Source organism: Acidovorax sp. JMULE5 (assembly GCF_013376875.1).
GTDB lineage: Bacteria > Pseudomonadota > Gammaproteobacteria > Burkholderiales > Burkholderiaceae_C > Acidovorax > Acidovorax facilis.
Window position 1 is genome coordinate 517986 of sequence record NZ_CP035951.1, and the last position, 26325, is coordinate 544310.

The window sequence follows — 26325 nt, forward strand, 5'->3', positions numbered from 1 at the left end:
TCACCAAATGCAAGACGCTCTTCTTTTGATAGCTGCTAGCGCTTGTCCCACTTGCGCTAGAGTCTGATTTGTCCATGAATCCTGCGGCTACTCATTTGTCCTCGCCTGCTCGCTTCAGGCCCGGCGGCGTTGGCACAAACGCCCGCAGGAGTTGCCGTTCACTGTCCGTTCCTACCCCCGCCATCAAAGCCCTGGCCCAAACCCTGGGCCACAACCCCCACACGATCTACCAGTGGGTGCACGACGTAGACGCAGCCCAACAAATCTGGGGCCAAGGCGGCGTCAGCGACGTTGCCCTGGTCTCCGGCGCGCAAACCAAAGCCCTGCGCATCGAACACACCTGGGTCGAAGCCCTCATCCAATACCAGCCCGGCCGAGGCACCCGCCACACCCCCGGCCAAAGCAGCCCCGACACCTGGGTGCCCCTGGACGGCAGCTACAAGCAATACACCTTCCAAGAAGGCATGGACCTTCAAAGCGCCGTCCCCCTGGACGCCCAGGCCCTGCTGAGCGCAGCCCAGCAAGGCGCAGAAACCAACCCGGCCGAAGGCTGGGTGAGAAACCTCAACACCACCGCCCTGCAAAGCCAGCTGAGCAGCTACCAGGCCCGCCTTAAAACCTACATCGACAGCCAAAACGCAGGGCAAAGCACCGTAGGCGACGTCCTGGGCACCCGGCAAGCCACCATAGACCCCTTGCCCTACCTGGCAGGCACCTTGCCCTACAGCATCAAAACCCGCAGCCAAACCCACAGCGACCTGCCTGCCAGCAGCAAAGCGCAGTTCAAATACGAAATCTACGCAGACGCGCGCAGCGCCGCCTGGGGTGACAGCCCCCTGCTGAGCTGGAAAACCCCCACCGCCGCCATCGCCGGTAAAAAGATCACCCTCGCTTGGGTAGCAGCCAGCGCAGCGGATGAGGCCGCCATAGCAGCCCTCATCCCCAAGCCCGCCCCCGGCCAACAGCTAGACCCCAGCCAACTGCCCAGGGGGCTATCGAGCAGCATCAACCTCAAGCCCCAAATCTCGGTAGACGGCACCGTCGTAGCCACAGGCCCCGGCATGCGCGCAGGCACCGAACCCGTAGGCCAGGGCGGCTTCACCCGCTATGGGCAACCGGACTGGGATGAAACCCAAGACCAGCTCATCGCAGGCCAGCAAACGGCCCTGGGCGTCTCCATCCAAGGCATCAGCCAAGCCCAGCTGCAAACACTCAAGACAAGAATGGAGGCCACCCAACAAAAGCTCCAACAAGCCCAGGCCGCCCCAGAAGCCCAAAGAGCCACCATACTGCAAGGCATCACTGGCGACCACCTCACCGGAGACCTGCTCACCCTCACTCTTTGGGGTTACTTGGTCGAAATACAAAGTCATGGAGCTACAGCCAGCGCCCAAGCGCGCATGTTTGATCTTCCAGCGCTCAGCTACGGTTTGTTTCATGCGCAAGTCAAGCCGAACAAGCTCTACGGTATTGTGACCACTGGCATCACTTATCAGGGGCTGAATATGGATGTTGGACATCTGCGCAGCATACGGTGGGTCAAAGATGACGCCCCGCAAAGTCCCATCAACAACAAGCCAGAACTAACCCAGAACGGGAAAAGCGGGGCACAAAATCGCTGGATTCAATACAACAAGCTGCGAGGCCAATACAACAGCGCGATGGAGCATGCGGTGCCTGAGCGCTTCTGGATAGATAAAGCTCAGTGTCGATACGAAGATTTCAAAGGCCAAATACAAAACCCCAGCCAGGCAGACTGCGCGCAAGCAGTCTCAGCAGTGAAAGCCATTGCCATCGCCCAAGCAGAAGGGCAGCGGATCTACACCATCAACCAGAGCAATACCGCCACGGCATTGGCAAAGCTGCCGGTGGGTGGCACCGTGGGGCAGGAGATTCAATCGGCCATCCAGGCGGGCAAGGAAGTGACATTCCATGAGCGCGGGATTAACTCGCATGGATTCTCAGGGTATGGGTACATCATTACCGACCCGGAGACGGGGGCGGGGGCTTACATGATCGAGGGAAAGGGGAATGGCGCTTGGTTTGCGGGATTTGCCCAGGGCGTGTCATTTGCAGCTACGGTTGCGATGCTTGGCATAGTGGCGGGCGCTTCAATTGGAACACTAGGCGTTGTTGGCGGTATTATTGCTTCCATGATTTTGGCTGCAATTCTCTTTACAATTCACTTAATAGTTTTGGAAATTGTAGTGCGAGGAATGTCGGAGGATGAGTTATCGTGCTACAACGGAGGGTTTGGGGCTGGTGGTGCGATAATGGCGGCTGCTGCAACAGTGTTTGCGGTGCTGTTGCCTGTTGCGGCAGGTTCTATAGCTGCTGGACCCTCGGCAATTATGTCATCTATTTATGGAATTCCGGGTATTTTTGCTGGAATGGAGATTCCTTCTACTCATCGCTCTGGGTGTTTTTGATGGATTATCAAAATAATTTTCTCTCGGCATTTTCTTTTGTGTTGGTTGGTTTTGGTGTTGCGGCGGGGTGGCGGCTAAGGCTTCGGAGAATTCGTGGTGTGGCTAATTTTTTTGATTATTTTGTTTACCTGTTGATATTGTTGATATTGTTGGTGTTGGGTGCTATTTCAATTTTTTGACTCAGATGGTGGATGGCTTTGTTGCATAAACTCACCTGATTGCGCTGGTGGCCTCGTCGCATGAGTGGCCCAAAAGGCCAAAGACCCGCTACAAGACCACCACCTGGACTACCTACAACGCCGCGCTCAGGGCCTGAGGATCGCTGACGATCTGGCTGGGCAAAGACATGCAGCGGTTTCACTTCCTCGCTGCAAAAACCTCTATTCGCCATTATGCAAATTGCTATAATTTTTATAGCTGTTCGCGCTTGTCGCGAAAGCGCTAAGGCCTGATTTGTCTATAAATCCTGCGGCTACTCATTTGCCCTCATCTGCCCGGTTCAGGCCTGGCGGCGTTGGCACAGCCGCCCGCAGGCGCTGCCGCTCGCTGCCCGCCATCAAATCCCTGGCCCAAACCCTGGCCCATAACCCCCACAAGATCTACCAGTGGGTGCACGACAACATCTACTACGTGCCTACCCAAGGCAGCGTACAAGACACGCTCGACAAAAAATCCGGCAACGCCGTGGACACCGCCAGCCTGCTGATCGCCCTGCTGCGCGCGAGCAACATCCCCGCGCGGTACGTCACCGGCACCGTAGACATCCCCACCGCCCAGGCCCTTAACTGGGTGGGCGGCGCGCAGACCGTAGACGCAGCCCAACAAATCTGGGGCCAAGGCGGGGTCAGCAACGTTGCCCTGGTCTCGGGCGCGCAAACCAAAGCCTTGCGCATCGAACACACCTGGGTCGAAGCCCTCATCCAATACCAACCGGGCCGAGGCACCCGCCACACCCCCGGCCAAAGCACCCCCGACACCTGGGTGCCCCTGGACGGCAGCTACAAGCAATACACCTTCCAAGAAGGCATGGACCTGGCCACTGCCGTACCCCTGGACGCCCAGGCCCTGCTCAGCGCAGCCCAGCAAGGCGCAGAAACCAACCAGGCCGAAGGTTGGGTGAGAAACCTCAACACCACAGCCCTGCAAAGCCAGCTGAGCAGCTACCAGGCCCGCCTTAAAACCTACATCGACAGCCAAAACGCCGGAAAGAGCACCGTAGGCGACGTGCTGGGCCAAAGAACCGCCGCCATCGACCCCTTGCCCTACCTGGCAGGCACCTTGCCCTACAGCATCAAAACCCGCAGCCAAACCCACAGCGACCTGCCTGCCAGCGGCAAAGCCCAGTTCAAATACGAAATCTACGCAGACGCGCGCAGCGCCGCCTGGGGTGACAGCCCCCTGCTGAGCTGGCAAACCCCCACCGCAGCCATTGCCGGTAAAAAGATCACCCTCGCTTGGGTGGCAGCCAGCGCAGCGGATGAGGCCGCCATAGCAGCCCTCATCCCCAATCCCGCCCCCGGCCAGCAACTAGACCCCAGCCAACTGCCCAGGGGCCTGTCCAGCAGCATCAACCTCAAGCCCCAAATCTCGGTAGACGGCACTGTGGTAGCCACAGGCCCTGGCATGCGCGCAGGCACCGAACCCGTGGGCCAAGGCGGCTTCACCCGCTACGGAAGCCAGGACTGGGACGAAACCCAAGACCAGCTCATTGCAGGCCAGCAAACGGCACTGGGCGTAAGCATCCAAGGCATCAGCCAAGCCCAGCTCAGCACCCTCAAAACCAGAATGGAGCAAACCAAGGCCAAGCACCAACAAGCCCAAGCTGCCCCAGAAGCCCAGCGCGCAGCCATCCTGCAAGGCATCACCGGCGACCATCTCACCGGAGACCTGCTCACCGCCACCCTGTGGGGCTACTTCGCCAGTCTGCAAAGCCACGGTGCAATAGCCAGCGCGCAGGCCCAGATGTTTGACCGCCCAGCACTCAGCTACGGCCTGTTCCACGCCCAGGTCAGGCCCAACAAGCTGTATGGCATCGTGACCACGGGCATCACCTTCCAAGGGCTGAACATGGACATCGGGCACCTGCGGCACGCCCGGTGGGTGAAGAACGACGACCCCCAGGCAGCCATCAACGCCAAACCCGAACTGACCAGCAACGGCAAAACTGCAGCGCAAAACCGGTGGATTGCGTACAACAAGCTGCGGGGGCAATACAGCAGCGCCATGGAGCACGCGGTGCCAGAACAGTTCTGGGTGGACAAAAGCCAATGCCGGTATGCGGACGAAAGCGGAACCATCAAGAACCCCACCCAAGCAGACTGCGCGCAAGCGGTCTCAGCGGTGAAAGCCATAGCGATTGCCCAGGCGGAAGGCCAACGGATCTACACCATCAACCAAAGCAACGCCGCCACGGCATTGCCCAAACTGCCGTTGGGTGGCACTGTAGGGGCGGAAATTCGCTCTGCGATTCAGGCGGGCAAGGAAGTGACATTCCATGAGCGCGGAATCAACGCGCATGGGTTCTCGGGGACGGGGTACATCATTACCGACCCGGAGACGGGGGCTGGGGCTTACATGATTGAGGGGCGGGGGAATGGGGGGGCGTTGATCTACGGGATCGCAGCTTTTGTCTTTGCGATAGCTGCCCTATTTATATTGGCGTGGTTGGGACCTTTTGCAATTCTCGGATACGGTTGGATGCTGATGCTATCTTTTGCTTCGGCTGGAGCATATTTGGATGCGATCGGTGCGCAGGTCAATTGGTCCGCAATTTCTAATTGGATTGGTTTAACCTTGGCGGTAATTGGACTTGCAGCTGCTATTCCAGCATTGGGCGTCCTGCTAGTAGGTAACGTGGCGATTGTTGCTGGAATAATTGGATTGATTTCTGCTATATATTCAGTGCTGAGTTAATTGAAATGTTTAAGATGATTTGCAAGGCATTTTCTGACTATCGTGAAAAAAAACTAACAGTGGGGAGTTTTCTTGTTGGTTTGTATTTTTTGGTACTGGCGATTTTTTTTTGTATATCAAGTTGGGCGTTATTTCTGATCGGCTTTGGTGTGCAAATCAGCCCGGTTGTGCAGGCTTTGAGGGCTGTGGGCGCGAGATACTAAGCCTTGGGAAGGACGGAGTGGCTTCATTTTCTCAGTGAAAACCCTCTATTCACCAAATGCAAAACACTCTTCTTTTGATAGCTGCTTACGCTTGTCCCACTTGCGCTAAAGACTGATTTGGAATGAATCCTGCGGTTGCTTATTGGTCCTCGTCTGCGCGCTCCATGAGCGTTGGCATGGGCACAAGCGCCCGCAGATGCCACCGCCCGCTATTCATCCCACACCACCCCGGTCAAGGCTCCAGCCCAGACCAGGGGTCGACAGGTCAAAGCACCGTAGGCGACGTGCTGGGCCAGAGAACGGCCACCATCGACCCGCTGCCCTACCTGGCAGGCACCTTGCCCTACAGCATCAAAACCCGCAGCCAAACCCACAGCGACCTGCCCGCATCCAGCAAAGCCCAGTTCAAATACGAAATCTACGCAGACGCGCGCAGCGCCGCCTGGGGTGACAGCCCCCTGCTGAGCTGGCAAACCCCCACCGCAGCCATTGCCGGTAAAAAGATCACCCTCGCTTGGGTAGCAGCCAGCACCGCCGACGAAGCAGCCATTGCCGCGCTCATCCCCAAGCCCGCCCCCGGCCAACAGCTAGACCCCAGCCAACTGCCCAGGGGGCTATCGAGCAGCATCAACCTCAAGCCCCAGATATCGGTAGACGGCACCGTCGTAGCCACCGGCCCCGGCATGCGCGCAGGCACCGAACCCATCGGCCAAGGCGGCTTCACCCGCTATGGGCAGCAAGACAGGGACGAAACCCAAGACAAACTCATCGCAGGCCAGCAAACTGCACTGGGCGTCTCCATCTAGGGCATCAGCCAAGCCCAGCTCACCACCCTCAAAACCAGAATGGAGCAAACCAAGGCCAAGCTCCAACAAGCCCAGACGGCACTGGAAAGCCAAAGAGCCGCCATCCTGCAAGGCGTCACCGGCGACCACCTCACCGGAGACCTGCTCACCGCCACCCTGTGGGGCTACTTCGCCAGTCTGCAAAGCCACGGTGCAATAGCCAGCGCGCAGGCCCAGATGTTTGACCGCCCAGCACTCAGCTACGGCCTGTTCCACGCCCAGGTCAGGCCCAACAAGCTATACGGCATCGTCACTACCGGCATCACCTTCCAAGGGCTGAACATGGACATCGGGCACCTGCGGCACGCCCGGTGGGTGAAAAACGACCCGCAAGCAGCCATCACGCCATTCAGGCTGCAGGCTCATCCATCGCGCTGTCAGCCAGCTTTGCCGCAGTGCGCCGCGCCTGCAGGCCTCGGCGCCAGGCCTTTTCAATTTCCACCACCACCAACACCACCAGTGCAGCGCCAATGCACAGCGCCAGCTCGCCCAGGCTCAGTGGCTCGGTGCGGAAGATGGGGTTGAGCCAGGGGACGTAGATGGTGGCCATCTGCAGCGCAAAGGTGAGCAGCACGGCGCCGAGCAGCGGGCGGTTGCTCAAGAGGCCCAGGCGCCAGATGGGTTCGGATTCGGAGCGGATGGCAATCACATGCGCCATCTGCGCCAGCGTGAGCACGGTGAACACCATGGTCTGCCAGTGCGCATGGCCGGTGTGCAGCGCCCAGGCCTGCACTGCCAGGCACAGCCCGCCAATGAGCAGGCCCACGCCCAGAATGTGCTGCCACATGCCGTGCGCAAACAGGCTTTCGCGCGGCGCGCGGGGTGGGCGCTGCATGATGCCGCGCTCGGCCGGCTCGGCTGCCAGCGCCAGGCCGGGCAGGCCGTCGGTGACGAGGTTGACCCACAGGATATGGATGGGCAGCAGCGGAATGGGCAGCAGCAAGAGCGGCGCGAGGAAGATGGTCCAGATTTCGCCCGAGTTGCCCGTCATGGCGTAGCGCACAAACTTGCGGATGTTGTCGTAGATGCGGCGGCCCTCGCGCACCGCCGCGACGATGGTGGCGAAGTTGTCGTCCAGCAGCACCAGGCTGGATGCCTCGCGCGCCACGTCGGTGCCGCCCTGGCCCATGGCAATGCCGATGTCAGCGCGTTTGAGGGCCGGGGCGTCGTTCACGCCGTCGCCTGTCATGGCCACGAAGTGGCCCTGGGCCTGCAGCGCTTCGACGATGCGGATCTTCTGCGCCGGGTCCACGCGGGCGTAGACCTGCACCTGTTCCACGCGGGCGCGCAGTGCGGCATCGTCCAGTGTGGCCAGGTCGGCGCCGGTGAGCACGGGCGCGTCGGTGCTGGTGACGATACCCAGGCGGTGCGCAATGGCACGTGCGGTGGCGGGGTGGTCGCCGGTGATCATCACCGGGGTGATGCCCGCGCTGATGCAGTCGCGCACTGCGGCCTTCGCCTCGGCACGGGGTGGGTCGATGAGGGCGATCAGGCCCAGCAGCTCCAGCTGGTTTTCTACCGCGTCGATGTCGTTGGTGTCGGGCAGGCGGGCGTGGCTGCGGCGGGCCAGGGCCAGCACCCGCAGGCCCTGGGCGGCGAGTTGCTGGGCAGTGGCGAGGACCTTGGCGGTGTCCAGTGCGGCAGCACCTTCGGGCGTCCAGTGGGTGGTGCAGCGGAGCAAGACCGACTCCGGTGCGCCCTTGGTGTAGGCCACAAAGCCATCGGTAGCGCGGTGGAAGGTGGTCATTCGCTTGCGGTCGGAGTCAAAGGGCTGCTCTTGCACGCGGGGGCTGCTCACATCTAGCTGAGCCTTGTCCAGTCCGCCCGCATGGGCGGCCAGCACCAGCGCGGTTTCGGTGGGGTCGCCCAGCCACTGGGTGCCTGAATGACCCTCTTCGTTCTTTGTCTGGAGCGTGGCGTCGTTGCACAGCGCGGCGGCGCGCAGGGCTTCGGCATGGGCGGGGCCAGGCAGGGGGTCACCGGGCACCCAGCGCACGCCGTGGGCCAGCAGCAGCTCGGTATGCATGCGGTTTTGCGTGAGGGTGCCGGTCTTGTCCGAGCAGATGGTGGTGACCGAGCCCAGGGTCTCCACCGAAGGCAGGCGCCGCACCAGCGCATGCACGGCCACCATGCGGCGTGCGCCCAGGGCCAGGAGCACGGTGACCACCGCAGGCAGTGCCTCGGGGATGGCGGCCACGGCCAGACTGATGGCGGTGAGGGCCATGAGCAGCGGCGCCTCGCCGCGCAGCACGCCGACCACAAAGATCACCGCACAGATGCCCAGCACCGCGATCGCCAAGCGCTTGCCAAAGGCCGCCAGGCGCAGTTGCAGCGGCGTGCTGCGGTCGCCGGTGTCGAGCAGCGTGGCCACCTTGCCCAGCTCGGTGTGCATGCCGGTGGCCACCACCAGGCCGCGTGCCCGGCCATGCGTGGCCGTGGTGCCCTTGAAGGCCATGTTGGTGCGGTCGCCCAGCGCGCCCACATCCTCGGCGGCCAGAGCCTGCGTCTGCTTGGCTACGGTGACGGACTCGCCCGTGAGGGCCGATTCATCCACCTGCAGCTGCGCAATCTCGATCAGCCGCAGGTCGGCCGGAATCTGGTTGCCCGCCTCCAGCAGCACGATGTCGCCCGGCACCAGTGTGGTGGCGGGCACCACCTGCACCGCTCCGCTGCGCAGCACGGTGGCGTGTGCCGCAGCCAGCTGACGCAGCGCGGCCATGGCCTGGTCGGCGCGCCAGGCCTGCACAAAGCCGATGACGGCGTTGAGCACCACGATGACGAGGATCACCAGCGTATCGGTGACTTCGCCCACCAGACCCGAGATGACGGCCGCACCCAGCAGCACCAGCACCATGAAGTCCTTGAACTGGTCGGCCAGCAGGTGCCACCAGGGATGGTCTTGCGATGCCGCCAACTCGTTGGCGCCATGGGTGGCGCTGCGGCGCAGGGCTTCGTCGGGGTGCAGACCCGCGTCAGGGTCAACGGCGTGCTCGCGTGCCACGTCTATGGCATCGCGCAGATGAGGATGGGGGTGTTTCACGGCATCAGCTTCCATAAAGAAAGACCACGTAGGTGTTGACCAGGTACACCGCCGCCATGCCGATGCTGACCATGCCCACTGCGCGTAGCACACGGCTGCGCGGGCGAAAGAACAGGCCCACCACCGCCAGCCCGGTCATGACTACGGCCGATGCGGCGGTGATGGCATGCACGGGCGACACATGGGCCAGCAGATCGCCGGGGCGGTAGAACAAGTCGTCAATGGCCACGATGGCCACGTTGAACAGGTTGCTGCCCAGCAGGTTGCCAATGGCCATGTCGAGCGCACCCAGCCGCAGTGCGGACAGCGTGACCGCCAGTTCGGGCAGGGTGGTGACCAGGGCCACAAATAGGCTGCCCACAAAGCTGCGGTTCCAGCCCATGGTAGTGGCCAGGTTGACCGCCACAAAGGGCAGCCACATGCCGGCCCCCACCACAATGGCCGCCGCCATGGCAAAGCGGGTGGCCGCTTGTCGAAGACCGGGCAGCGTATGTGCTGCGTTGTTGGTGGGCGGCGCTGGGTTGGTCGGTAGCGCAGGGGGGTGGCTCTGTTCATACGCAAAGACGGTGCGCATCGCCACCAGATACAGCAGCAGGATGACGGGCGTGAGGAACCCCACGCTGCGCTGGGAGGCAGTGCCAGCGCCGGGGGAAGCACTGGCAGTAGCCCCCAGTTGGCCCATCAGCAGACCCAGCAGCAAAAAGCCCAGCAGCACCACACCAAAAGCGCCTGCCAGCACGTGGCCGTGGGCGGCCCGGGTCCATACCGGTGCTGGCCGGTACAGCAGGTCGATCACCACCAGAAACACCAGGTTGAGCACGCAGCTGCCCAGTGCGGTGCCCACAGCCAGGTTGGGGGTGTTTGCGATGGTGACGCTGGTGATGCCGGTGGCCAGCTCTGGAAGCGAAGTCACGCTGGCCACCAGCGTGAGGCCGATCCAGCTGCCCGACAAGCCTGTACGCTGGGCAATGGCATCACCGTAGCGCGACAGCTGGAAGCCCGCCGCGCCAATCAGCCCCGCGCAGGCTGCGAACTGCAGCCACACCAGCAGCGTGGCCGTCATGGTGCTGGCCCGCAGGGCGGGCATGAAAACGGGTCAGTGTGCATGGGGCATTGCTGTTGAGCCGCCACATGCAGGTGCATCAATGTGCTTTGTGCGGCCGGGCTTTGTAGAAGGTCAGGGGGATCTCTTTGGCCTGGTTCAGCACCTGGCGCTTGATCTTGCCCACCACGTGCATTTCACAGGGCTTGCAGTCAAAGCGCAAGGTCAGCTTTTCCTTGCCGTTGATCAACATCAAGGGTTCGGCCTTGATGGTGCCCTGCACACCCGTCACGCCCTTGGCCTGCTTGGGGCACAGACTCATGGAAAAGCGCACGCAGTGCTTGGTGATCATGAGGCTGACTTCGCCTTCCTCTTCGTGCGCCTCGTAGGCCGCATCAATCACCTTCACGCCGTGGCGCACGTAGAAGTCGTGGGCCTTGTGGTTGAACACATTGCCCAGGAAGGAGAGTGTGTCCTCGGGGTAGGTCGCAGGGGGCTCCACCGGCGTGGCGCGCGGCAGGCGGGCAAAGTTGCGGACGCGGTTGGCTTCGAGATCCGCCACGGCATCACGACGCAGCGCATTGAGCACCGAGGCGGGCACGAACCAGGGTTGCGAGAGCTGCAGTGCAATGTCATGCACCGCAAACACCGTGGCGCCAAAGCGGCCTAGTTGCTCGCGCAAGCTGGCCTCGGCCTTGGCGGTATCGGTGGCCCTTTGGTGCGGCTGCTGCACATCGGCACAGCCCACATTGCCGTCTTCGTCGGTCAGCATCAGGCTGAAGCCTGAAGGCGTCTCGCTCAGGTGCGCCCACAGGCCGATGCGGCGGTCGCTGGATTTTTTCTCCAGCGTGCGCACCCAGTCCATGTCACGGTTGCGGTTGATCTCGGTGCCCTTGCGCAGGTCCTTGAAGCCTTCCATCGGGTCCTTGGGGTACACGCGCCATTGCCCCACGCTGCGTGCCGACACGGGCTCGGCCACGTTGATGGCCATGCCCACCAGATCCTTGTGCAGGTCGTAGTAGCACAGGCCGTCGCCGTTGTGCAGTACGGTGGCGGGGTCACTCACTTCCAGCTCCACAAAGTCGGGGCCTACCTTGGTCACCCAGCCGATGGCCTGGCCCGGGTTCTTGGGGGTGTCGAAGGCGCCGATGTCTTCCTTGCGGCCAGTCACGAAGTAGTCGGTGAACTCGCGGTTGAAGTTCTGTAGCGGGTCGGGCGTGAAGGTAAAGGTGGTACGCCCGCTGGACGAGCGCGACAGCGGCCGGCCCTGGGCCTCGCGTTCTTCGATGATTTCGTCGAGCAGAGTACGGTAGTGGGCCGTGATGTTCTTCACATAAGCCATGTCCTTGTAGCGGCCTTCGATCTTGAAGCTGCGCACACCCGCGTCGATGAGGGCGCGCAGGTTGTCGCTCTGGTTGTTGTCCTTCATGCTCAGCACGTGCTTGTCGTGCGCGATGAAGCGGCCCTGCGCGTCCGTCACCTGGTAGGGCAGGCGGCAGGCCTGGCTGCAGTCGCCGCGGTTGGCGCTGCGGCCGGTCTGCGCATGGCTGATGTTGCACTGGCCGCTGTAGGCCACACACAGCGCGCCGTGGATGAAGAACTCGATGTTGGCGCGGCCTGGGGCATCGACCGGGCCCAGCGCCTTGTGGACTGCTGCTATCTGCTGCACCGTCAGCTCGCGCGCCAGCACGATTTGCGACAGGCCCGCGTCCTGCAAAAACCGCGCTTTTTCGGGCGTGCGGATGTCGGTCTGGGTGCTGGCGTGCAGCTGGATGGGGGGCAGGTCGATTTCCAAGAGGCCCATGTCCTGGATGATGAGCGCGTCGGCCCCAGCCTCGTACACCTGCCAGGCCATCTGGCGCGCGGCCTCCAGCTCGTCGTCGCGCAGGATGGTGTTGAGGGTGATGAAGATGCGGCTGTTGAAGCGGTGCGCGTGTTTCACCAGGCGCTCGATGTCGCGGATGTCGTTGCCCGCGCTGGCGCGTGCGCCAAAGGCGGGGCCGCCGATGTAGACGGCGTCAGCGCCGTGGTGGATGGCTTCGATGCCAATGTCTGCGTCGCGCGCGGGCGAGAGCAGTTCGAGCTGGTGGGGCAGGAGGGACATGGGGCGTGATTATTTCAGCTTCACCATGCCGTGGGACGCCCCTCGGGTATCGGGCGCAGCTGCTTTTGGTAACCATGTGGCGAGGCTTTGTGGTGTGGTGGTCTGATACAACGGGTGCAGCGTGCCAACGTCGGCGCCGTGCCACGGCCTCTGTGCCCCACGGTTTTTCAAAAATCGCCGGTACCGTTGGCAACCCCTACCCAACCCGTGAAAGGACTCTGATGAGCACCTCCCGCGCAAAGAAGAAGCCCACTCAGCTGAGACTGGCGATCAACGACCTCGACTTTTGTTACCTGCCGCCCCGGGTCAGCCTGTCGCCCACACGGCACAACGATCTGGTCTGCACGGTGGACTGTTCGTGGTTCTTTTCCGAAGGTGCCAACCACATGGTGTTTGCACTGGACTGCACCGGCGGGCAGGGCAGCTACAACCCTCATTGCGGGCCGATCTACCGCCACGGCCAGAATTTGTTCTCCGAGGCCCGTGGCTTCATCATCTTTGCAGATGGCACCGTGATGGCCGAGCGATGGAACGGCACGGCCATGCCGGGGCTGGTGACGGTCACGAACACCTCGGGGGCGACCTTCAACCCGGCGGTGCACCCCGTCTTCACGCTCCACATCCAGGCTGGGTACCGGGCGGGCGGGTTTGCCGACCGGATGCGCATCACCATCCACCAGGGCATCGCGGTCGATGGTCCCGTTCTGTTTGCAGGCGAGGTGACCGGGGCCGGGTGGGGCTGGGACTGGACCGGGTCACACAAGGCGGCGATTGGTGGGATTGGCCCGCATTTTGTGACCCCCAATGACACGGGCTGCGTGGAAGAACGTGTACCCCGGGGCGCACCGAACGCCATCCTGCCGTTTACCAACTTCAAGCTGCGGATGGTGAAAGGTTGAGCGCTTGCCAACGGGGGCGCTGCAAGTCAAAGGGCGGCTTCAGAGGTTGACTTCGGCGAATCAGCGTGTGCCATTAGCCGTTTTAATGGCCCAGCAAATTGCTAAGCTTGCATAGCAATTGGCGACACAAAGGGACGATGGTGGCTAGGATGCGGTGCGTTTTGCCCCGAAATGGTGCGCAAAAGTTGCGACTATATTTTTTGGAGATTTCTACCGTGTTCCGAGCTTTCACCCGCCTGCGTCCGTCGTCTTTCCCCGTGTCCGTTGTGCAGCTGGCTGCCGTGGGTGTGTGTGTTGCCGCCGCCACTGCAGCCACCGCACAGGATGTGCAAACCGTCAAGATCGCCCACGCCGGCCCCGTGTCGGGCGGCATTGCCCACATCGGCAAGGACACTGAAAACGGCGTGCGCCTGGCGATTGACGACCTGAACGCCCAGAACCTCGTGATCGGCGGCAAGAAGATCAAGTTTGAAATTGCGGCGGAAGACGACGCCGGCGACCCGCGCCAGGCCACCGCCGTGGCGCAGAAGCTGTGCGACCAGAAGGTGGCGGGCGTGGTGGGCCACCTGCAGTCGGGCACGTCCATCCCCGCATCGGCCATCTATGCCAAGTGCGACCTGCCGCACATCACGGCATCGGCCTCCAATCCTGACCTGACCAAACCCGGCCACAAGACCACCTTCCGCCTGATTGCCAACGACAACGCGCTGGGCGCGGCGCTGGCCCTGTTTGGTGCCGACCATCTCAAGCTCAAGAGCGTGGCCATCATCGACGACCGCACGGCCTACGGCCAGGGCGTGGCCTCGGTCTTCAAGGCCACGGCGCAACAAAAGGGCCTGAAGGTGGTGGCTGAAGAGTTCACCAACGACAAGGCCACCGACTTCATGGCCATCCTCACTGCCATCAAGAACAAGAAGCCCGACGCGATCTTCTACGGCGGCCTGGACGCTCAGGCCGGCCCCATGCTGCGCCAGATGGAGCAGCTGGGCCTGGGCAACGTGAAGTTCTTTGGCGGCGATGCACTGTGCACCGAAAAGCTGCCCGAGCTGTCGGGCAAGACCCCGGCGCTGAAGAACGTGACCTGCGCCACCGGCGGTGCGTCGGTGGACAAGATGCAGGGCGGCGCCGACTGGAAGAAGCGCTACGACGCCAAGTTCCCCGGCCAGTTCCAGATCTACAGCCCCTATGCCTATGACGCCGCCATGGTGCTGGCCGACGCCATGAAGCGCGCCAATTCGGTGGACCCGAAGGTGTTTACCCCCTTCCTGGCCAAGACCGAATACAAGGGCGTGACCGCCAACATCGCCTTCACCGCCAAGGGCGAGCTGACGACGCCCGCCGTGACGCTCTACACCTTCAAGGACGGCAGCCGCGTGGCGCTGAACTGAGGCCGACCGCCGCCGCTACGTCAGCGACCCTTGCCTTTTCGGCCGCCCAGTGCGGCCGTTTTTGCGTGCGGGGTTTGGCTTTACAGTCAGGCCCCATAGCAAGCAAACAAGCGGGCCGCCGGTGTCCGCCAAGGAGCCAAGGTATGCGCGCAATGTTCGGACTGGTCGGGTTGGTGGTGGTGCTGGCCGTGGTGGGCGTTGTGGTCAAAAAGCAGATGTCTGCAGCGCGTACTCCGGTGCCAGCTCTGCAGACCGCTGCTCCCGCCTCGGCGCCCGCCGGTTCAAGCTCGGCCACTGTGCGCGACCAGAGCCAGCAGATCCAGCAGCAGGTCAAGCAACAGGTGGAAGGCTTGATGCAGCAAGCCCGGCCCATGCCCGACGAAGAAAAATAAGCAAAATTGGCTGCTAGCGCTTATCTATCAAGCGCTAATAGCTATTACTTTAATAGCAATGACCTTCGACCAAGATTCGCACTGGATGCGCCTGGCCCTGGCCGAGGCGCAAAACGCCGCCAGCGCCGGTGAGGTGCCTGTGGGCGCCATCGTGGTCAAGGACGGCCAGGTCATCGCCACGGGCCGCAACGCCCCGGTGGAGGGCCACGACCCCACGGCCCATGCCGAGATCGTGGCCCTGCGCGCGGCCGCGCAGCGGCTGGGTAACTACCGGCTCGACGGCTGCAGCCTCTACGTCACGCTGGAGCCTTGTGCCATGTGCAGCGGCGCCATGCTGCATGCGCGGCTGGCGCGGGTGGTGTACGGCGCGGCCGACCCCAAGACGGGCGCGGCAGGCTCGGTGCTCAACCTGTTCGGCCATCCCGAGATCAACCACCAGACCCAGGTGCAAGGCGGGGTGCTGGCCGAAGAATGTGGCGGTCTGCTCAGCGGCTTTTTCCGCCAGCGCCGCCATCAACAACGCGCCGAGGCGCTGGCCCGCCATCCGTTGCGCGACGACGCTTTGCGCACGCCCGATGCGGCGTTTGCCAACCTGCCCGGTTACCCCTGGGCGCCTCACTACATCAGCGACCTGCCCAGCCTGGCGGGCCTGCGTTTGCACACCCTCGACGAAGGCCCCCGTGATGCCCCGCGCACCTGGCTGTGCCTGCACGGCAACCCGGCCTGGAGCTACCTGTACCGGCGCATGCTGCCCATCTTTCTGGCAGCGGGCGACCGCGTGGTGGCGCCCGACCTGATCGGCTTCGGTAAAAGCGACAAGCCCAAAAAAGAGGGCCTGCACCAGTTCGACTGGCACCGGAAGATCCTGCTGGAACTGATCGAGCGGTTGGACCTGCGCAAGGTGGTGCTGGTGGTGCAGGACTGGGGCGGCATCCTGGGCCTGACGCTGCCCATGGCCATGCCAGAACGCTTTGAGGGACTGCTGGTCATGAACACCCTGCTGGCCACGGGTGATGCGCCACTGCCTGCCGGATTTGTCGACTGGCGTGCCATGTGCCGCGACAAGCCGCTGTATGGAGTAGGGCGCCTGCTGGCGCGTGGCAGCCCGCATCTGACGGCGGCGGAGTGCGCTGCCTACGATGCGCCGTTCCCGGACAAAGGCTACCGCGCCGCGTTGCGGGCCTTTCCAGAACGCGTGCCCGCTTCTGCGGGTGACCCGGGCGCCGCCGTGTCGCGCGCGGCCCGCGATTTCTGGCAGCACCAGTGGCAGGGCCGCAGCCTGATGGTGGTGGGTGCGCAAGACCCTGTGCTGGGCCTGCCCACCATGCGGGCGCTGCAGCAGAGCATCCAAGGCTGCCCCGAGCCCATCGTGCTGCCCCATGCGGGCCACTTTGTGCAGGAGCACGGCGAGGCCATTGCCGCACAGGCTGTGGAATACTTCGCGCACTGACTTGTCCGCTGGCGCCGCCTGACTGCATGTGGCGCCCGACATTCCCCCTGTTTACGGAGCAGGCCCCTCGGCGGGTCTGAGCGCTTTGCACGACCACCATCACGACCCTTCCCATTGCGACCACGACCACGGTCCCAAGCACATCTACATCTACTCGCCCTCCAGCGCCGTGCGCGATAAGGCGGCCTTCAAGCGCGGCATTGCACGGCTCAAGGCCCTGGGCCATGAGGTCGAGGTGGACGCCGATGCGTTGGCCACCCACACCCGCTTTGCGGGCGACGACGCCACCCGGCTGGCCGCTATCCACCGCGCTGCGGCCAGCGGCGCCGATGTGGCGCTGATCTCGCGCGGGGGCTACGGCCTGTCGCGCATCCTGCCGGGCATCCGCTACAAGGCGGTGGCCAAGGCGATTGAAAAGGGCATGCACTTTGTGGGCGTGAGCGACTTCACCGCCTTTCAGCTGGCCGTGTTGGCCAAGACGGGGGCCACCACCTGGGCGGGCCCGTCGCTCGGTGCAGACTTTGGTGTGCAGGGCGAGCCTGACGACATCATGGAAGCCTGCTTTGACGATCTGCTGACGGGCCACGGCGAAGGTACCGGCTGGCGCATGAACAAAGAGCAACCCAACGCCGCCACGGGCAAGCCTGCCGTGCCCAATCTCTATGTGAAAAGCGCCACGCTGTGGGGTGGCAACCTGGCGGTGCTGGCATCGCTGGTGGGCACGCCGTATTTCCCGCAGGCCAAGGGCGGCGTGCTGTTCATCGAAGACGTGCACGAGCACCCCTACCGCATCGAACGCATGCTGACCCAGCTGCTGCACGCCGGTGTGCTGGCCCAGCAGAAGGCTGTGGTGCTGGGGCAGTTCACCAACTTCAAGCTGGCACCGCATGACAAGGGCTACAAGCTGCAGTCTGTGGTGGACTGGCTGCGCACCCAGATCAAGGCGCCGGTGCTGACCAACCTGCCGTTTGGGCATGTTGAAACGAAGGTGCTGTTGCCCGTGGGCGCCACGGTGTCACTGTCGGTGGAAGAGCGCGATGCGCTGATCTACTGGGGGCACCAGCACTGACGCGGTGAGGCCTTCACCCGCATGACACCGCCACAACGGCGGTTCGCCACGCGCGCGTGGTGCGCGTCAGGAGGGGTGTGAGGGGCGGCCTGCGCCGGGCGCAGTGCGCGTGGGAGCTGCCCCTGGAACAGCTGGGTGACCTGGTCGATCACGCCCCGGGCACCGTGCTCGCCCCGCAGCGGTACCAGCGTGCTGAAAAGGTCGGTGCGCAGGTACCACAGGGCCTCGATGTCGCCGGCATAACGCAGCCGCATGTTCATGCGCGCCACGTCGGAGCCGGTCATGCCGACCAGGCTCTGCAGCATGGCCCGGCGCACTTCTTCCAGCCCCTGGTTGCGCACCCATGCCGTGGACGACGGCTTGTCACGGCCCAGCAGGTCGTGAAGGTTGTTGCGGAGAGTCGGCTTGTTCCAGCGCATGGCGGGGTAAGGGCGGGCTTTTTGTAACAGGGACGGCCAAAGTAAGCGGGAGCGAGGTGCAGCGCAAGGGGCGTGCTCCTGTTTTTGCATAAAGACAACAACTTGCCCGGGCTTGTTGCGAATTTTTACGTGTTGGTGGATTTTCAGGCGAACGGGGTGGCGCCTCCCTTTCGCGACGCTGACGATGTGCGGGTTCGTTGTGGTGAACGCTGCAACCGCGCCTTTCGCTGCGGCTGCGGCCTCAGGCAACACTTGTTGGCGCTTTGAGGAGTGCGCAGCCAGGGCGCTTGCACTAAACTGGTTCACATGATGTTACCAACGGGCCCGCGTTCATGAGTGTGTTGTCGACGATGGTCTTTGCGGACATCTCAGGCAGCACTGCCTTGTATGAAGCGCTGGGCAATGAACGTGCTACCGAGGCCGTGACGCAGGTCACCCAGTGGATTGGCGACACCATCGAGGCCCACGGCGGCCGGGTGGTCAAGAAGCTCGGGGATGGGGTGCTGGGAGTTTTTGGCGATGCCTCCAGTGCGGTGTCTGCAATGGCCACCATGCTGCGCCAGCACAAGGTCCGCCTGGACCGCTGGCCCCACCCCTTGCGCATGGAGATCCGCGTGGGCGTGGCCAGCGGCGAAGTGGTGGATGTGGATGGCGATTGTTATGGCGACGCCGTCAACGTGGCTTCCCGGCTGTGCGAACGGGCCGGGCCCGCTGAAATCTGGGCTACCGAAACCACCGTGCTGCTTGCGGGCACGGCGCCCGATGTCTGGTACCGCAAACTCGGCATGATGGACATTCGGGGCAAGGCAGAGTTGCTGATGCTCTACCACGTCGAATGGCGTGAGGACGAAGCGCCCGATTCCCTCACCATGCAGGCGGCACTGGTCAGCAACTTCGCACCGGTCGATTCCATCCTTGGGCAGATCCAGTTCTCCTGGCATGGGGTGGACCGCACCTTCACCTCGTCGGATGCCCCGGTCATGGTGGGGCGGACCGAGCATGCCCAGCTGTGCATCAACGACCCGCGCGTGTCGCGCCTGCATGCACGCATCGACTGGCGCAACAGCGGGTTCGTGCTGACCGACATGAGCAGCTTTGGAACCTGGGTGCGGTTCGAGGGCAGCGACTCGCCCGTGCGCCTGCGGCGCGATGCCTGCATCCTGCATGGCGCGGGGCACATTGCGCTGGGCGTTTCGTTCAACGAGCCCAGTGCGCCGGTCATGAGCTTTCATGTGGCGGGCGGCAGTGTGCACTTGAGCTGACACGCGCAGAGCTGGCGGCTCCTTCTGCATTGCAGTGTGGCCGCAGCGCGGGCGCGGAGCCACCATGGCTTTGCGTGCACAACATCAACAACAAGACCAACGGCAGGAGACAAGAAACATGGCATGGATGAAGCGGACAGCCCTCGGGCTGGTGGCAGTGGCGCTGCTGGCAGGCGCGGGCGCGGCGGTGTATGTGCAGCGCAGCTTTGCACAACTCGATGGTTCCCTGGCTGTGGCGGGGCTCAGCGATGCAGTACAGGTGCGGCGCGATGGCGCCGATGTCACCCACATCCAGGCTCAGACCCCGCAGGATGCCTGGTTTGCAATGGGCTATGTACATGCGCAGGAACGCACCTGGCAGTTGGAATTCAACCGCCGGGTCATGCACGGCCAGCTGTCCGAGGTTTTTGGCCCTGCCACGGTCGAGACCGACAAGCTCATGCGCAGCCTGGACATCATGGGTGTGGCCCGGCGGCAGTACGCTGGGCTGCCGCTGTATGCCCAGGAGGCCTTGCAGGCCTACAGCAAGGGCATCCATGCCTTCCACCAGAAACGTCCCCAGGCCTTGCCACCGGAGTTTCTGGTGCTGGGTGTGCAACCCGGAGGCGCCGCAGGCGCGGTGTGGGAGCCCGAGGACAGCGTGGGCTGGGCGCTGATGATGGCGCTGGACCTGGGTGGCAATTGGGGCACCGAGTTCGCACGCCTGTCGGTGGCGCGCACGCTGGACACCGACCGGCTGTGGCAACTGATGCCACCCTATCCGGGGGAGCCGCCCGCTGCGTCCGCAGACCTGGCGGCGCTGTATCGCCAGCTGGGGGTTTATCGTGCACCTGCCGCCGGTGCTGCAGCGGCTGCTGTGGCGCCAGCCAACCGCGAAGGTCCGTTGTCCCGGCAGATCAGCGCCGGCATGCTGGCCTGGGCCGACGAGCTGACCCGCAACGCAGGCACCAACGAGGGCAAGGGCAGCAACAACTGGGTGATTGCGGGCACCCGCACCGTGAGCGGCAAGCCGCTGCTGGCCAACGACCCGCACCTGGGCCTGTCGGCCCCCGCCATCTGGTACTTTGCTAGCCTGCAGGCCCCTGCGGGCAAGGCGTCTGACGGTACGCCCTTGGGCCCCATTGATGCCGTAGGCGCCACCTTGCCTGGCATGCCCTTCGTGGTGCTGGGCCGCACCGATAAAGTGGCCTGGGGCTTTACCAACACCGGTCCCGATGTGCAGGACCTGTATCTTGAGCAGATCAACCCGGCGGACGCCACGCAGTACCGCACCCCAGACGGCTGGGCGCCGTTCACGGTGCGCAACGAAACCATCCGCGTCAAGGGCGAGGCCGACCTGTTGCTGCAGCTGCGCAGCACGCGCCATGGCCCCGTGCTGAGCGACGTTCAGAAGTCGCACGCCGAGGTGCTGGACCTGGGCAAATATGTGATCGCGCTGCGCTGGAGCGCGCTGGACGATGACAACCAGACCGTGCTGGCGGGCTTCAAGACCAACCAGTCCAAGAGCGTGGATGAGCTCTTTGCGGGGCTGGCGCACTACCACTCGCCGATGCAAAGCGTGGTGGCTGCGGACGACCAGGGCAACATCCGCTTCAAGGCCGCAGGCCGTGTGCCGCTGCGCGATGCCGCCAACGACATTCGGGGCGTGGCGCCTTCGCCCGGCTGGGACGCGCGCTACGACTGGAAGGGCTGGCTGCCGTATGAGCAAACCCCGCAGGATGACGGTGTCAGCGGAGGGGCGGGCGTCCAGGGCGCCCGGGGCTGGATCGCCACGGCCAACCAGCGCGTGACGGCGCCAGGCTACCCCCACTTTCTGACGCAGGACTGGGCCTTGCCCTACCGCTACGAACGCATTGCGCAGCTCATCGAGGCCACGCCCAAGCACGACGCGGCCAGCATGCAGGCCATCCACCGCGACGTGACCTCGCTCGCCACGCGGCGCCTGCTGCCGCACCTGCAGCAGGCGCAGTCCACGCACCCGCTGGCCGCCGCTGCGCAGAAAGAGCTGCAGGGCTTTGACGGCGTGATGGACGCGGGCCGCGCCGCGCCGCTGATCTTTGTGGCCTGGACGGACGAATTGGCACGCGGCCTGATCATTCCGCGCATTGGCGAAGACCGGTTCACAGCCACGTATGGCAAGCGCGACTACCGCGCGGCCATTGAAGGCATTCTGGAGCGCAACGACACCTGGTGGTGCCAACCCGCATCGTGTGCCGAGCAATCTGCCGCTGCTCTGGGCCGCGCGCTCGACCGCCTGCAGGCTGCGTATGGCGCGGACCCGGCCCAGTGGCGCTGGGGCGCGGCGCACCCGGCGCTCAGCGCGCACCGGCCCTTCGGCAACGTGCCCGCACTCGCGCGTTTCTTCGATGTGAGCGTGCCCTCGCACGGCGATTCGTACACCGTGAACGTGGGCCAGTACAACGCGGGCGAAGCCTCTGGCCCGTACGTGAACCGCCACGCCGCCTCGCTGCGCGCGGTGTACGACCTGGCCGATCTGGAACAGTCGCGCTTCATTTACCAAACCGGTCAGAGCGGGCTGGTGTTCTCGCCGCGCTACCGCGACATGAGCACCACCTGGGCCGAGACCGGCTATCGCGCGCTGCAGCGACAGCCCGCGCGCTGGATGCACGAGCTCACACTCACGCCTTCCACTGCCGCCAGCACGGCCGCTGCTGCGCAGTGATGCAGGCTGCAAGAAAGCACACCATGGGTTTTGTACCGTTGATCGAAGTCAACCGCGGCGGACTGGTCGAATGCCAGCACTGGGGCGCAGTGGCCGTGGCCGACCGCGACGGCAGGGTATCGGCCCAGGTGGGTGACCCGTACACCGTCACTTTCACCCGCTCCACCATCAAGGCGTTCCAGGCGCTGCCTTTCATGCAGTCGGGCGGAGCCCGCGCGCTGGGCTGGGGGCAGGGCGAGCTGGCGCTGCTGTGCGCCAGCCACAACGGCGAGCCCATGCATGTGGAGCAGGCCGACCGCATGCTGGCCAGCGTGGGCAAGGACTACCACGCGCTGCGTTGCGGGTGCCACCGGCCGCTGTTTGCCGAGCTGGGGCTCGCCTCGCTGCCACAAGGTTTTGTGCCAGACGAACGCCACAACAACTGCAGCGGCAAACACGCGGGCTTCGTCGCGCACTGCGTGCAACAAGGCTTGCCGCTGGACGATCACCTCGACCCAGCGCATCCGCTGCAGGTTGCCATTCGCGACCACGTTGCGCAAGCGGTGGGGCTGGAACCAGAACAGCTGGCCATGGGCATTGACGGCTGCTCGGCGCCCAACTACGCCATGCCGCTGGCCAGCCTGGCCCGGGGCTACGCTCGCCTAGCCGGTGGCGCACCGGACACGGACCTGGACCAGAGCCTTACCGAACTGGCCGATGCCATGGTCGCCCGGCCCGAGCTGGGCTCGGGCACCGGCCGGCACGACCTGGGCTTTATACGGGCCGGGCAGGGCGACTGGGTATCCAAGACCGGCGCCGACGGCGTGCAGGTGGTGGGCAGCCGTAGCCGGGGCGAGGCCTTCGCGCTCAAGGTCATGGACGGCAACATGGTGGCGCAGGTGGCCGCCGCAGTGGAGGTCATGGACCAGCTCGGCTGGCTCGACGCCCGGCAGCGCGAGGCACTGGCGCCGCGCCGGTCGGGCCGTATCCTCAATGCCCGGGGCCTGGAGGTCGGCGGACGCAGGGCCGTGTTCCAGCTACGGCCTGTCTGAACCGGGCAGCCTGACGCCGCGCGGCGGCAGGCCGGATTCGAAAAAACAAGTAAAAAATGGCCCTAGCGCTTTATGGGTAAGCGTTGGCAGCTATAAAAAAAGCAGCAAATGGCTCTGTGTCCGGCAGCACATACACCACGCCGCGTGCCTGGCCGAACACAGGCGCGATGAACTGGTTGTAGAACGCCTCGGGTGCGTTCACGCAGCCGTAGCTGATGCGTTTGTCGCTCACGCCCCGGCTTGCCAGGCGTTGCTGGCGGCGCTCAGCGGCATGAACGCTGCGCACGCGGTGCAGCGAGACGGCGGATTCATAGTCGATCCACACAATGTCGTCGCCGCGCAGGTTTCGCCCGGGTTCTGTCACGAACCGGCCAGCGGGCGTGGTGCGCTCCTCCGGGCGGATCTGTGACAGTGGCCGCTGCCCAATGTCCGGCGCAGACCGGTCGCCCAGCGCAGCGCCCAGCAGCACCGGAGCACTGCTCAGCCACTGCCCCTGGGCCGAGAACACATGGATGCGGGCGGCGGGCTTGTCGATCACGGCAAAAGGCAGACCCTGGTGGTCGCCGGTTTCGGTGGCCCAGCGCACCAGCTGGCGCGCCGTGGCCGAGGTGTCCCTGGGCAATTTCGCTGCGGCCGCAGGCAAGGTCCCCAGTACACCCGCAGCAGCCATGGCGGTCAGGGCAAAACGGCGGTTCATAGTCAAAAGTGGCATGTCGTTCATCCAAGCGCCGTACCAGGCCCCCACCTGCCGAAACTGGCGCGCCCCAGGCCAGTCCACCGGGTGCGTCCCCCTCAGGGGGAAGGCGCCGCAGGCGACTCAGGGGGAATTTCAATTTTCGCCCAATAATGCCTGCACCCGCGACTCTTGCGAAGCCTTGCGCTTCGGCCTCTCATGTTTGACCGCCTCCGCAAAGCATTCGGTACTTCCGGCTCCCCGGGTTCGGACCTGGGCCGGCCTGCCACCAACCGGGACGTGGCCCGCTGGGCTGCGAAGCAGCAGCTGGCCATCGTTGCACATTCCACCGAGGGACATTTCGATCTGGGCGGTGACATCCACGGCCACCCGTGGCGGCTGGAATGCGGCGCACCCACACGCGACTATGTGACGGGCCTGGAGCTGCGCGGGCGCGCCGACGTGGGCGCCGACCCCGATGCCGCCGTGATGGTGATCAACCGTCCCTTGCAGGAAATTCTGGAAGGCACGGCCTACACCGCCATCACCGATACGCTGCAGACCGCGGTGAGCAGCAGCCTGCCCGAAGAAATGCGCTGGTTGTCCATGTACGAGGAAATGGCCTGGCCCGGCCTGCCCGTGTCATTCCGCGAGCACTTCGCGGTGGTGGCAGAGCGCATTGAGCTGGCCCAGCGCTGGATCCATGCGCCCGTGGTCTCACAGCTGCTAAATGCCGTGGAGGGGGAAGGTGGCTCCGAACGGGCGAAATCGCCCATGGTGCTGATGCTGGCGCGTGGCAAGGTCTACCTGCGCATGGAACACACGCAGCGCAGCCTGGCCGAGATCGCGCATGCCAAGCAACTCCTGCTGGTGGCCGGGCAGGCGGCCCTGCAGAACCTGCCGCCCATGTCGGTGGCGGGGCCGGACGACGTGCCCAACATCACCCGGTAGCGTTCCAGCCAGCGCCTGCGCCAAAGAAAACGCACAACGGAGCGTGTGGCCCCGTTGTGCGTTCTGCAATATGTTCCCGCAGGTTATGAAACTGGCGCGCCCGGCCCAAGGCCGCCGAGCAAAGGCCGCCCTGCAGCGAGGGCGGCGTCCCCCCGCCCGCATCGCGCAGCGATGCGAGAGTGGGGGGAAGGCCCGCAGGGCCTCAGGGGGGTGATTTCTAGTCAGCTTCCCCGGGTGACGGGCACGGCCGCATCACGGCCGTAGGTGCCGTACTTGCCCAGCTCCCACTTGGCAATGGCGTTGCGGTGCACCTCGTCCGGGCCGTCTGCAAAGCGCAGCGTGCGTGCACCGGCGTAGGCATAGGCCAGCGGGAAGTCATCGCTCATGCCGCCGCCGCCGTGCACCTGCATGGCCCAGTCAATCACCTGGCAGGCCATGCTGGGTGCCACGACCTTGATCATGGCGATCTCGGTCTTGGCGACCTTGTTTCCAGCCACATCCATCAACCAGGCGGCCTTGAGCGTGAGCAGGCGCGCCATGTCGATCTTGCAGCGCGCTTCGGCAATGCGCTCTTGCGTCACGGTCTGCTGGGCCACGGTTTTGCCAAACGCCACGCGCGACGAAGCACGCTTGCACATCAGCTCCAGCGCGCGCTCGGCCAGGCCGATCAGGCGCATGCAGTGGTGGATACGCCCGGGGCCGAGGCGGCCTTGAGCGATCTCGAAGCCACGGCCTTCCCCCAGCAGGATGTTGGAGACGGGCACGCGCACGTTCTCGAACGTCATCTCTACGTGGCCGTGGGGCGCATCGTCATAGCCCAGCACGTTCAGCGGGCGGACGATGGTGATGCCCTTGGCATCGGCGGGTACCAACACCATGCTCTGCTGCGAGTGGCGGGGTGCGTCGGGGTCTGTCTTGCCCATGGTGATGAACACCGCGCAGCGCGGGTCGGCCGCGCCGGAGATCCACCATTTGCGGCCGTTGATCACGTACTCGTCGCCCTGGCGCTCGATGCGCGTCTCGATGTTGGTGGCGTCGCTCGATGCCACGTCGGGCTCCGTCATCGCAAAGGCCGAGCGGATCTTGCCGTCGAGCAGCGGCTTGAGCCAGCGGGCCTTGTTGGCTTCGTCGCCGTAGCGGGCAATGGTCTCCATGTTGCCGGTGTCGGGTGCCGAGCAGTTGAACACCTCGCTGGCCCATGGCACGCGGCCCATGATTTCGGCCAGTGGAGCGTATTCCTGGTTGGTCAGGCCCGCACCCGCATAGCCCGAGGCGGCGGCGCTATCGACCGGCAGAAACAGGTTCCACAACCCGGCAGCCTGCGCCTTGGGCTTGAGGTTCTCGATGGTGTTCATCGCGCTCCAGCGCTTGCCTGCGGCTGTGTTGGCGGCCAGTTCGTCTTTGTAGGCAGACTCGTTCGGATAGATGTGGTCATCCATGAACTGGAGCAGCTTGGCCTGCAGTTCCTTGGTTTTGGGCGAGTAGTCAAAGTCCATGGGTTTCTTCTCCGTTGGTAATCGAGGGGCGGCGCT

General features: G+C 64.2%; 18 protein-coding genes. 12 read left to right on the top strand and 6 right to left on the bottom strand.

The features are described from left to right. Nucleotides 1–236: 236 nt before the first annotated feature. From EXV95_RS02455 to EXV95_RS02465, 3 genes are all read left to right on the top strand, one after another. Nucleotides 237–2429, top strand: coding sequence for a hypothetical protein (locus tag EXV95_RS02455; RefSeq protein ID WP_176885684.1), 2193 nt, complete (start codon nucleotides 237–239; stop codon nucleotides 2427–2429). 480 nt (nucleotides 2430–2909) lie between these two features. Then, nucleotides 2910–5342: a transglutaminase family protein gene (locus EXV95_RS02460; RefSeq protein WP_176885685.1), complete on the top strand. Its 2433-nt coding sequence runs from the start codon at nucleotides 2910–2912 to the stop codon at nucleotides 5340–5342. 487 nt (nucleotides 5343–5829) lie between these two features. Continuing rightward, the gene (locus EXV95_RS02465; protein WP_176885686.1) at nucleotides 5830–6351 is read left to right on the top strand and encodes a hypothetical protein; all 522 of its coding nucleotides are present in this window, start codon (nucleotides 5830–5832) and stop codon (nucleotides 6349–6351) included. A 388-nt stretch (nucleotides 6352–6739) separates the two neighbouring features. Here the strand turns inward: EXV95_RS02465 and EXV95_RS02470 are convergent, their stop codons facing one another. Genes EXV95_RS02470 through EXV95_RS02480 form a run of 3 tightly spaced genes read right to left on the bottom strand, consistent with a single transcriptional unit; the run spans nucleotide 6740 to nucleotide 12576 of the window. Beyond that, the gene (locus EXV95_RS02470; protein ID WP_176885687.1) at nucleotides 6740–9445 is read right to left on the bottom strand and encodes a cation-translocating P-type ATPase; all 2706 of its coding nucleotides are present in this window, start codon (nucleotides 9443–9445) and stop codon (nucleotides 6740–6742) included. Beyond that, the gene (locus EXV95_RS02475; RefSeq protein ID WP_255484892.1) at nucleotides 9435–10517 is read right to left on the bottom strand and encodes a sodium:calcium antiporter; all 1083 of its coding nucleotides are present in this window, start codon (nucleotides 10515–10517) and stop codon (nucleotides 9435–9437) included. Before EXV95_RS02475 ends, EXV95_RS02470 begins: the two co-directional genes overlap by 11 nt. 55 nt (nucleotides 10518–10572) lie before the next feature. Then, entirely contained in the window at nucleotides 10573–12576 is a 2004-nt protein-coding gene (locus EXV95_RS02480; RefSeq protein ID WP_176885688.1) for a U32 family peptidase, read from the bottom strand. A gap of 221 nt (nucleotides 12577–12797) precedes the next feature. Here EXV95_RS02480 and EXV95_RS02485 point away from each other — a divergent pair, with 221 nt between their 5' ends. From EXV95_RS02485 to EXV95_RS02505, 5 genes are all read left to right on the top strand, one after another. Then, nucleotides 12798–13475: a hypothetical protein gene (locus EXV95_RS02485; protein ID WP_176885689.1), complete on the top strand. Its 678-nt coding sequence runs from the start codon at nucleotides 12798–12800 to the stop codon at nucleotides 13473–13475. Nucleotides 13476–13732: 257 nt separating this feature from the next. Then, entirely contained in the window at nucleotides 13733–14863 is a 1131-nt protein-coding gene (locus EXV95_RS02490) for a branched-chain amino acid ABC transporter substrate-binding protein (protein WP_176888919.1), read from the top strand. Nucleotides 14864–15006: 143 nt separating this feature from the next. Continuing rightward, nucleotides 15007–15255 (top strand): hypothetical protein, encoded by a 249-nt coding sequence (locus EXV95_RS02495; RefSeq protein ID WP_121419824.1) that lies wholly within the window; start codon nucleotides 15007–15009, stop codon nucleotides 15253–15255. Between the two features lie 58 nt (nucleotides 15256–15313). Next, the gene (gene tadA / locus EXV95_RS02500) at nucleotides 15314–16705 is read left to right on the top strand and encodes a tRNA adenosine(34) deaminase TadA (RefSeq protein WP_176885690.1); all 1392 of its coding nucleotides are present in this window, start codon (nucleotides 15314–15316) and stop codon (nucleotides 16703–16705) included. Between the two features lie 85 nt (nucleotides 16706–16790). Then, entirely contained in the window at nucleotides 16791–17774 is a 984-nt protein-coding gene (locus EXV95_RS02505; RefSeq protein ID WP_176885691.1) for an LD-carboxypeptidase, read from the top strand. Here EXV95_RS02505 and EXV95_RS02510 read toward each other — a convergent pair. Then, a complete protein-coding gene (locus tag EXV95_RS02510) occupies nucleotides 17753–18193 on the bottom strand; it encodes a hypothetical protein (protein ID WP_255484894.1) in 441 nt (146 codons plus the stop codon). The two genes, EXV95_RS02505 and EXV95_RS02510, sit on opposite strands and share 22 nt — an antisense overlap. A 332-nt stretch (nucleotides 18194–18525) precedes the next feature. Between EXV95_RS02510 and EXV95_RS02515 the strand changes: the two genes are divergently transcribed. The 3 genes from EXV95_RS02515 (at nucleotide 18526) to EXV95_RS02525 (ending at nucleotide 23169) form a co-directional block, all read left to right on the top strand. Continuing rightward, the gene (locus tag EXV95_RS02515) at nucleotides 18526–19455 is read left to right on the top strand and encodes an adenylate/guanylate cyclase domain-containing protein (RefSeq protein WP_176885692.1); all 930 of its coding nucleotides are present in this window, start codon (nucleotides 18526–18528) and stop codon (nucleotides 19453–19455) included. A 118-nt stretch (nucleotides 19456–19573) separates the two neighbouring features. Further along, the gene (locus EXV95_RS02520) at nucleotides 19574–22138 is read left to right on the top strand and encodes a penicillin acylase family protein (RefSeq protein ID WP_176885693.1); all 2565 of its coding nucleotides are present in this window, start codon (nucleotides 19574–19576) and stop codon (nucleotides 22136–22138) included. A gap of 23 nt (nucleotides 22139–22161) precedes the next feature. Further along, nucleotides 22162–23169: an asparaginase gene (locus EXV95_RS02525; protein WP_176885694.1), complete on the top strand. Its 1008-nt coding sequence runs from the start codon at nucleotides 22162–22164 to the stop codon at nucleotides 23167–23169. 70 nt (nucleotides 23170–23239) lie between these two features. Here the strand turns inward: EXV95_RS02525 and EXV95_RS02530 are convergent, their stop codons facing one another. Next, on the bottom strand, nucleotides 23240–23866 hold the full coding sequence (locus EXV95_RS02530; RefSeq protein WP_176888920.1) for a hypothetical protein: 627 nt from the start codon (nucleotides 23864–23866) through the stop codon (nucleotides 23240–23242). A gap of 195 nt (nucleotides 23867–24061) precedes the next feature. Between EXV95_RS02530 and EXV95_RS02535 the strand changes: the two genes are divergently transcribed. Then, nucleotides 24062–24793 (top strand): hypothetical protein, encoded by a 732-nt coding sequence (locus EXV95_RS02535; RefSeq protein ID WP_055393843.1) that lies wholly within the window; start codon nucleotides 24062–24064, stop codon nucleotides 24791–24793. A gap of 221 nt (nucleotides 24794–25014) precedes the next feature. Here EXV95_RS02535 and EXV95_RS02540 read toward each other — a convergent pair whose 3' ends face one another. Beyond that, nucleotides 25015–26289 (bottom strand): acyl-CoA dehydrogenase family protein, encoded by a 1275-nt coding sequence (locus EXV95_RS02540; protein ID WP_176885695.1) that lies wholly within the window; start codon nucleotides 26287–26289, stop codon nucleotides 25015–25017. Nucleotides 26290–26325 lie beyond the last annotated feature (36 nt).

What these genes read in the sequence shown, in the direction of transcription:
- EXV95_RS02485 (WP_176885689.1), top strand. Translation starts at nt 12,798, where the DNA reads ATGAGCACCTCCCGCGCAAAGAAGAAGCCCACTCAGCTGAGACTGGCG.
- EXV95_RS02540 (WP_176885695.1), bottom strand. Translation starts at nt 26,289, where the DNA reads ATGGACTTTGACTACTCGCCCAAAACCAAGGAACTGCAGGCCAAGCTG.
- EXV95_RS02495 (WP_121419824.1), top strand. Translation starts at nt 15,007, where the DNA reads ATGCGCGCAATGTTCGGACTGGTCGGGTTGGTGGTGGTGCTGGCCGTG.
- tadA (WP_176885690.1), top strand. Translation starts at nt 15,314, where the DNA reads ATGACCTTCGACCAAGATTCGCACTGGATGCGCCTGGCCCTGGCCGAG.
- EXV95_RS02470 (WP_176885687.1), bottom strand. Translation starts at nt 9,445, where the DNA reads ATGGAAGCTGATGCCGTGAAACACCCCCATCCTCATCTGCGCGATGCC.
- EXV95_RS02480 (WP_176885688.1), bottom strand. Translation starts at nt 12,576, where the DNA reads ATGTCCCTCCTGCCCCACCAGCTCGAACTGCTCTCGCCCGCGCGCGAC.
- EXV95_RS02510 (WP_255484894.1), bottom strand. Translation starts at nt 18,193, where the DNA reads ATGCGCTGGAACAAGCCGACTCTCCGCAACAACCTTCACGACCTGCTG.
- EXV95_RS02515 (WP_176885692.1), top strand. Translation starts at nt 18,526, where the DNA reads ATGAGTGTGTTGTCGACGATGGTCTTTGCGGACATCTCAGGCAGCACT.
- EXV95_RS02530 (WP_176888920.1), bottom strand. Translation starts at nt 23,866, where the DNA reads ATGAACCGCCGTTTTGCCCTGACCGCCATGGCTGCTGCGGGTGTACTG.
- EXV95_RS02475 (WP_255484892.1), bottom strand. Translation starts at nt 10,517, where the DNA reads ATGCCCGCCCTGCGGGCCAGCACCATGACGGCCACGCTGCTGGTGTGG.
- EXV95_RS02520 (WP_176885693.1), top strand. Translation starts at nt 19,574, where the DNA reads ATGGCATGGATGAAGCGGACAGCCCTCGGGCTGGTGGCAGTGGCGCTG.
- EXV95_RS02535 (WP_055393843.1), top strand. Translation starts at nt 24,062, where the DNA reads ATGTTTGACCGCCTCCGCAAAGCATTCGGTACTTCCGGCTCCCCGGGT.
- EXV95_RS02525 (WP_176885694.1), top strand. Translation starts at nt 22,162, where the DNA reads ATGGGTTTTGTACCGTTGATCGAAGTCAACCGCGGCGGACTGGTCGAA.